The 6,624-nt window shown below is 69.5% G+C and carries 6 protein-coding genes; 1 reads left to right on the top strand and 5 read right to left on the bottom strand.

Annotated elements, in window-relative coordinates; all coding sequences use genetic code 11:
* A partial coding sequence (locus Q8Q85_14910) for a hypothetical protein (GenBank protein MDP3775548.1) occupies positions 1-343 on the top strand: 343 nt, incomplete at its 5' end.
* 280 nt (positions 344-623) lie between these two features.
* Here the strand turns inward: Q8Q85_14910 and Q8Q85_14905 are convergent.
* The 5 genes from Q8Q85_14905 to Q8Q85_14885 form a co-directional block, all read right to left on the bottom strand.
* Complete coding sequence (locus tag Q8Q85_14905; GenBank protein ID MDP3775547.1) at positions 624-1,811, bottom strand: MFS transporter; 1,188 nt, start codon at positions 1,809-1,811, stop codon at positions 624-626.
* Positions 1,808-3,430, bottom strand: a complete 1,623-nt coding sequence (locus Q8Q85_14900) for an iron ABC transporter permease (protein MDP3775546.1) — start codon at positions 3,428-3,430, stop codon at positions 1,808-1,810. Before Q8Q85_14900 ends, Q8Q85_14905 begins: the two co-directional genes overlap by 4 nt.
* The gene (locus Q8Q85_14895; GenBank protein ID MDP3775545.1) at positions 3,427-4,440 is read right to left on the bottom strand and encodes an ABC transporter ATP-binding protein; all 1,014 of its coding nucleotides are present in this window, start codon (positions 4,438-4,440) and stop codon (positions 3,427-3,429) included. Before Q8Q85_14895 ends, Q8Q85_14900 begins: the two co-directional genes overlap by 4 nt.
* Before the next feature lie 34 nt (positions 4,441-4,474).
* Positions 4,475-5,557, bottom strand: a complete 1,083-nt coding sequence (locus Q8Q85_14890; protein ID MDP3775544.1) for an extracellular solute-binding protein — start codon at positions 5,555-5,557, stop codon at positions 4,475-4,477.
* Positions 5,547-6,624: hypothetical protein (locus Q8Q85_14885; protein MDP3775543.1), on the bottom strand; the 1,078-nt coding region annotated here is incomplete at its 5' end. The genes Q8Q85_14890 and Q8Q85_14885, both read right to left, overlap by 11 nt.

The raw sequence follows: 6,624 nt of genomic DNA, 5'->3' as shown, positions 1-6,624 counted from the left end.
GATGAAGGAGCCTATGCAGAAGACAGTCAATTCAAACTGGGTGGGTTTTCACCCAAAGGATCTGGGGAAGAACAGGCAGATCTACCACAAGATGGATATAGGCCGTGTAGACTTGGAGATTAGCGGGGCGGCAGACACCGTGGACCAACTGCGCGCAAGCTACGGATCGTACCTTGCGTCTGACACTACGATCGAGAAGGCCGGTAAGTCCGCGGCCGTTCGTATTCCCGTACCGGTGCTCGATACGCAGGCACCGTTTGACGAACAAATCGACAAGGCTAGAGCCGGTATGCGAGCCGCGTATCGCCTCTACTTTCAGGCCAGACTGATCGGTGGCGTCTAGGTATCAACTTTGAAGTGCAACACCGAGCTTCATTGAGCATAGCATTCCTCCGGGGTGCGATAGCCGAGCCGCTTCCGAGGCCGGCTGTTGAGCTTCGCCGCGATGAGCTCACCGGCGCTCTGCGTCAGGCCTTGGGAAGTTGACATACAAGGGAGTCAGGGGAGTCAGGGGAGTGATGGGAGTCAGGGAAGTAGGAGAGACGCTGCGTATCTCACGTCACTCACCTCACTCCCCTTACTCCCCGTTCTTCCCTCACTCCCCTTACTTCCCAGTTCCCCGATCAGTCAGCCGGCGCCGGCTCAGCGCGGGTCGCCGCGTGCGGCACCTGGTACGCGAGCAGGCTCACCACCGCCATGATCCCCGCGGCGATGAAGAACGGAGAGGCCGGCCCCAGGAACTGGAACGCCGCCGTGGCCCAGAGCGGCGCAATTACCCGCGCCATGCCCCCGAAGGACTGCTGCACGCCCATCGTCTGGCCCAGCTCCTTGGGATCGGCGCGGTGCGAGGCGAGCGCGGTGACCGACGGGAAGAGCAACGCGGTTCCGACCGGCACGAGTGCGAAGACGATCGCCGCCGTCCAGAGGGTCGCCGGTAACGGGTAGAGCGCCAGCCCCGCCACCAGCAGCAGTGCGCCGAGACGCATCACCCGCGTTTCACCGATCCGGTCCACCAGCCACCCGAGGACCAACGCGCGCATGATCACCGACAGCGCGCCGATGTAGAGGAACACCGGACCGATAGTGCGCTCGTTGATACCGAAGCGGTACTTGAGGTAGAGCGCCACGACGGCGGTCATCGCCGTGAACGCCCCCATCCCGACCGCGTAGATCCAGATCAGCCGCGGCGCCGGCGCCGCCGGGTGACTGATCACGTGCCAGACCGCCGCCCGGATGGAGCGCTTGGGCGCCTGGTGCGCGTGATCGGGGCGCGACTCGGGAAGGTAGCGCCAGGCGAACGCCACGTTGAGCACGCAGAGCGAGGCGGCCAGGATGCCGGGGCCCGCGGGGCCCCACAGGGTGAAGGCGAGCGAGCCGATGGCGCCGCCGATGCTGACGCCGGTGCTCGTCGCGGCCGAGATCCAACCCAGGCCTCGCGCCCGCTGGGAGGGGTCGGTGACCTCGGAGACGTAGGCCTGGATGACCCCGGTAGTACCGCCGCCCGCGCCCTGCACGAGGCGCGACAGGAACAGCATCCAGACGCTAGTCGCGAAACCGAAGACCACGAAGGCGATCGCCGACGCCGAGAGGCCGATGAGCAGCACCGGCCGGCGGCCGAAGCGGTCCGAGAAGCGCCCCCACAGCGGCGAGCTGGCCAGCTGCGCGACGGAGAACGAGGCCACCAGCGGGCCGATGAGCCAGAGCTGCGCGCCCAGCCTGGTGGCGTAGTACGGCAGCTGGGGAAAGACCATCGCGAAACCCAGCATGTCCACGAACGCAGCGGCCATCAGCACCCACAGACTCTTCCTCACCGGCCCGCCCTGGCGCCGACGCCGAGCGCCGCCGCGCTCACCACCATCAGGATGACGCCGAACGCCGCGGCGACACCGAGGTTGTTGATCCGCAGGCTCGCGAGGATCTCCCACGAGATCGGGCGGGTCTCGTAGGTGTAGAGCAGTATCGAAACGACGAAGTCGCCGAGCGCGGTGACGAACGCCAGCGCGCCGCCCGCGGCCAGGGCGGGCTTGAGCAGCGGCAGCGTCACTCGCCACAGCCTCTTCCAACGCCCCGCGCCGAGCGACTGCGCCGCCTCGTCGAGGGCGGGATCGAGCTGACGGAAACCGGCCAGCACCGCGCGCCCGGCCAGCGGCAGGTTTCGAACGAAGTAGGCGAGCGGCAGGATCGCCAGCGTGCCGACCAGTACCCAACGGCCGGTCCATGGGCTCTCCACGCTGAAGAGCGTGGAGAGGCCGATGGCGAGCACGGTGCCCGGGACAGCCCACGGCAGGGCGAGCAGGGTCTCGATGGCGTGGCCAAGCCGGACGCGCCGGCGCACCACGAGCTGTCCCGCCCACACCGCCACGCCAAGCGCCGCGGCCGTAGCCACCGCGGCCATCCAGAGCGAGTTCACCAGCGGCCGCAGTTTCTCCGTTTCACTGAATACCGCGGCGTAATTCGCCAGCGTGAGGCTCGGCGGCAGCGCTTCCGTCGTCCAGGTGTTGAGCGGCACGAGGGAGACGAGGACGAGCGTCGCGTGGGGCAGCAACAGCACGATCGCGAGCAGCCACCCCGCGAGGGCGGCCAGCCGGCGGGCCGCCGGGTTCTCGATGACGCGCAACGCGGGCGGAGTCCCCTTCCCGACCGACACCACCAGCCGGCTCCCCTCGGTCCGCTGGATCAGCGCGAAGCCGAGCAGCGCGAGGACGGTCAGCGCCGCCGTCTCCAGCATCGCCATCGGCAGGTCGCCGTTGAGCTTGGTCGCCACGATCTGCGTGGTCATGACGCGGAACCCGCCGCCGAAGACGTACGGCGCGCTGAACGACGCGAGCGCGGTCATGAAGGTGAGCAGCGCGGCGCCCGCGAGCGACGGGCGCAGCAACGGGACCGTGACTCGGCGGAAGGTGGTCCAGCCGCCGGCGCCGAGGGACGCCGCCGCTTCGAGCATCGAGGCATCGAGCTTGGCGAGACCGGCGCGCGTGAAGAGGTAGAAGTACACGTACATCGAGTACGCGTGAACGAGGAGGATCGCGGCGGGCCCCTGGAGCCGCCACGGCGACTCGGTGCCGGTCACCGCGCGTACCGCGCGCGCCACGAAGCCGCTCTCCCCGTAGAGGAAGAGGAACGCGATGACGCCGACCAGCGGCGGCATCACGGCCGGCAGCGCGACCAGCGAGCCGAGGACGCGGCGGCCGGGGAAATCGTAGCGCTCGAAGACGAACGCCAGTGGCACGCCGATGGCAGCCGCGAGCCCGACGCTCACCGCGGAGATCCAGAGGCTCGCCCACAGCGCCGACCACACCGTGCGCTCGCGGAGGAACGCCCCGAGGTCGGCTCGCGCCGCTTCCGCACCCACGATGAGAAGGGGGTAGACCACGACCCAGGCCAACAGCAGCGTGAGGAGCCACCCAGAGAACCGCCGCGGCCGCCTCAAGTCTCGGTCCGCCCGTCCGTCGGCCCCTCCCCGGGTTCCTTCCAGAAGAGCACCCGCTCCACCGCCACGTGGACCTGGTCCCCGACTCTCGCGGAGTCGTGAGGCGCGAAGATCTCGAACGCCGTGCCGTCCTCGGCCCGAACGGTGAAGTAGGCGTACCCGCTGGCGAATCGTCTCAACGTGACGACGCCCGTAAGCGCGCCGTCGCCCCTCGTGGCGAAGCGCATCGCCTCCGGCCGCACGATCGCCCGCGTGCCGTCCTTGCCGCCCACGAGTGGTCCCGGCAGCTCGTTAGCCCGGCCCACGAACGTCGCGACGAACGCGCTCGCGGGGCGGTCGTACAGCTCGTCGGGAGTGCCGACCTGTTCGAGGCGCCCCGCGCTCAGCACCGCGACGCGGTCACCGAGGTCGAACGCCTCCTCCTGCTCGTGGGTGACGAAGACCGTCGTGATACCCACGCGCTCGATCGCCTCACGCAGCTCCCGGCGGGTCCGCTCCCGCAACGCCGGATCGAGGTTCGAGAGCGGCTCGTCGAGCAGCAGCACGCGCGGCTCCGGCGCGAGCGAACGGGCGAGCGCGACCCGCTGCTGCTGCCCGCCCGACAGCTCCGTCACGCGCCGCCGCTCGTAGCCGGCCAAGTCCACCATGGCGAGCACGTCCGCCACCCGCCTCGTCGCGGCCACGCCCTTGAGCGCGAGCCCGAACCCGACGTTCTCGCCCACGTCGAGGTGCGGGAAGAGAGCGTAGTGCTGGAAGACCATCCCGAACCGGCGCGATGCCGGAGGCAGCGCCGTCACGTCCTCGCCATCGACCATCACTCGCCCGGCGTCCGGCGACTCGAAGCCGGCGAGCAATCGCAGCGTCGTGGTCTTGCCGCTGCCCGACGGCCCCAGCAGGGCGAGGATCTCTCCGCGCGCCACGTCGAGCGTGAGCGCTTCGACCGCACGGCGGCCGACGTAGCTCTTCGTCAGCCCCTCGAGCTGAAGGTATTTGCCGCCGCTTCCCTTCATCCCCTCATCACCTCTATCACCTCCATCACCTCCATCACCTGTTTCTCCCCGTCCCCCGCACCTGCCGATCCCAATACGTCATCCACTCCGCGCCGTGCTGCTCCAGCTGGTTCCAGTCCACGTCGGCCACCACCATCGACCGGCGCACCTCGCGAGCCCACGCCGGCAACGAGTCCTCCGGGAGATCGGTCCGGGCCGGCAAACGATAGACTTCGCGGGTCGCGAGCAGCTGCGCTTCGACGCTCCCGATGTAATCGACGAATTGCCGCGCCAGTTCCCGGTGTCGCGCGTTCCGCACGACGCCGATGGCGTCGGGGATCACCGGCGCCCCGCTCCGCGGGAAGACGTATCCGAGCTGGAGGCCGTCCCGCTGGTTGAGCAGGACGTCCGGCAGGTCCCAGATCGTGATGACGCCCTCCTGCCGAACGATCTTCTGGTTGAGGATCGTCGAGTTCAGCACGTACTCCTTGGTCTGCCCGTCAAGGCGGCGCAGCCAGCCGAATGCCGCCGCGGTGTCCGCGCCCGAACGCAGCCCCCGCTCGACCATCATCCCCCAAACCGCACGCATCGTCCCGCTGGCGAGCGGATCCCGGATGAGTATCCTGCCTCGCCACTTGGGATCGAGAAGGTCGTCCCAGTCCTGCGGCGCCTCCTCCGGACGAAGCGCCTGGGACGCGTACACGATCACCGCCGGCGTCCGGTACACGGCGAAGTAGAGGTCACCCGGCCCCCGATCCTCTGGCGGAACGGCGTCCGCCCACGACGGGCGGTACCGCTCCAGCAGCGAGTCCCGCGCGCCCCGCGCGAAGATCTGGGCCGGGCCCCCGAACCAGACGTCGGCCTGCGGATTGGCCCGCTCGGCGCGAAGGCGTTCGAGCACTTCCTGCGAGCCCATGTCGAGCCAACGCACGTCCACGTCCGGGTGCGCCGCCTCAAACCGCTGCTCGAACATGTCGAGCAGGTAGTTCCCATGCGGCGAGTAGATGACCAGCGGCGTGCGGCCGTCGGAGCAGCCGCCGAGGATCACTGCGAGACTTATGGCTGCCCACCACTGCGCGTCTGCGCGTCTGCCGACTACTGCCCGCACCGCGCCGCCGACTGACGACTCACGGAACATTCGTCAGCCTCAGTCCCAGCAGATTGGCGAACAGCCGGTACGCCCCCGGCACGCCCGCGGGCAGTTGCCGGAAGAAGCTGATCCCGGTGTACACGTAAAGGCCGCGTCCCAGGCGTGCCACGAGCAGTCCGCCCTGCAACCACTCCCGCGCTCCGCCGCCCGGCCCACCGACGGGCGCGTTGCCCGCGGCCAAAAACGTATGCACCAGCGACTCCCAATCGGTCGGACCACTCGTGCTCGCGGCCGGTGTCGCCGGGTCGCCCATCTCGAGCAGCGGGCGATACGCGGGGTCCCAGTCGTGCGCGAAATAGAGGCCGCGCTCCTGCACCCAGCCCTGCCAGTCGGCGTCGCCGATCTCGTTAGGCGCGTGGAAGAGCGGGCTCCCGGGCTCGATCTCCCGCACCGGCGACGTCTCGTCGGTAACGCGGTCGTGCGGGGCGGCGATGCGCAGCGGGAAGGGCGCGAAGTTCCCTCGCACGAACTGGTACTGCTGGTACAGTACGATCAGCCGGCCGCCGGCGCGGACGTAATCGAGCAGCCGGCCATTGTTCGCGACCAGACCCGAGTCGGTCTCGTACGCGCGGCTCCCGATCACGATCACTTCGTAGGTGGAAAGGTCGCTGCGTTCAAGGTCAGAAGGGTCGAGCACCGTGACCGGCACGCCGACCGAGGTCAGCAGCTCGGGAACGACGTCCGAGGCGCCGCGCACGTAGCCCACGCTACGGAGGTTGGGCAGCGCGAGGCTGGCCGCCGCGACGCGCACCGTGGCGCCCGTGACGTAAGCGACCGGGCGGACGTGGGGGAAATCAACCAGCCCGGCTGCCCGGTCGTCGCGCCGGCCGGCGGACGTGGCGACCGCGTGGATGTCGTACTCGCCCGGCGCGAGGGTGCGCGGTGCCCGCACCTCGAACGTGAAGCTGCGCCGCGTGTCCTCCCCCTCCAGAACGAATCGCTGCGCCGGAACGTCGGGCCAGCCGCCGGGCAGCTCGAGCCGGACCTCGCCCTCGGTCCGCCCGCGCGCGCCGTGGACCAGCTCGACGGTCACGCTACGCGTACCGGCCGCGGGA

The sequence above is a fragment of the Gemmatimonadales bacterium genome (assembly GCA_030697825.1).
Classification (GTDB): domain Bacteria; phylum Gemmatimonadota; class Gemmatimonadetes; order Gemmatimonadales; family JACORV01; genus JACORV01.
The sequence above is the reverse complement of the archived record's forward strand: the minus strand, read 5'-3'. Positions and strand labels throughout refer to the sequence as shown.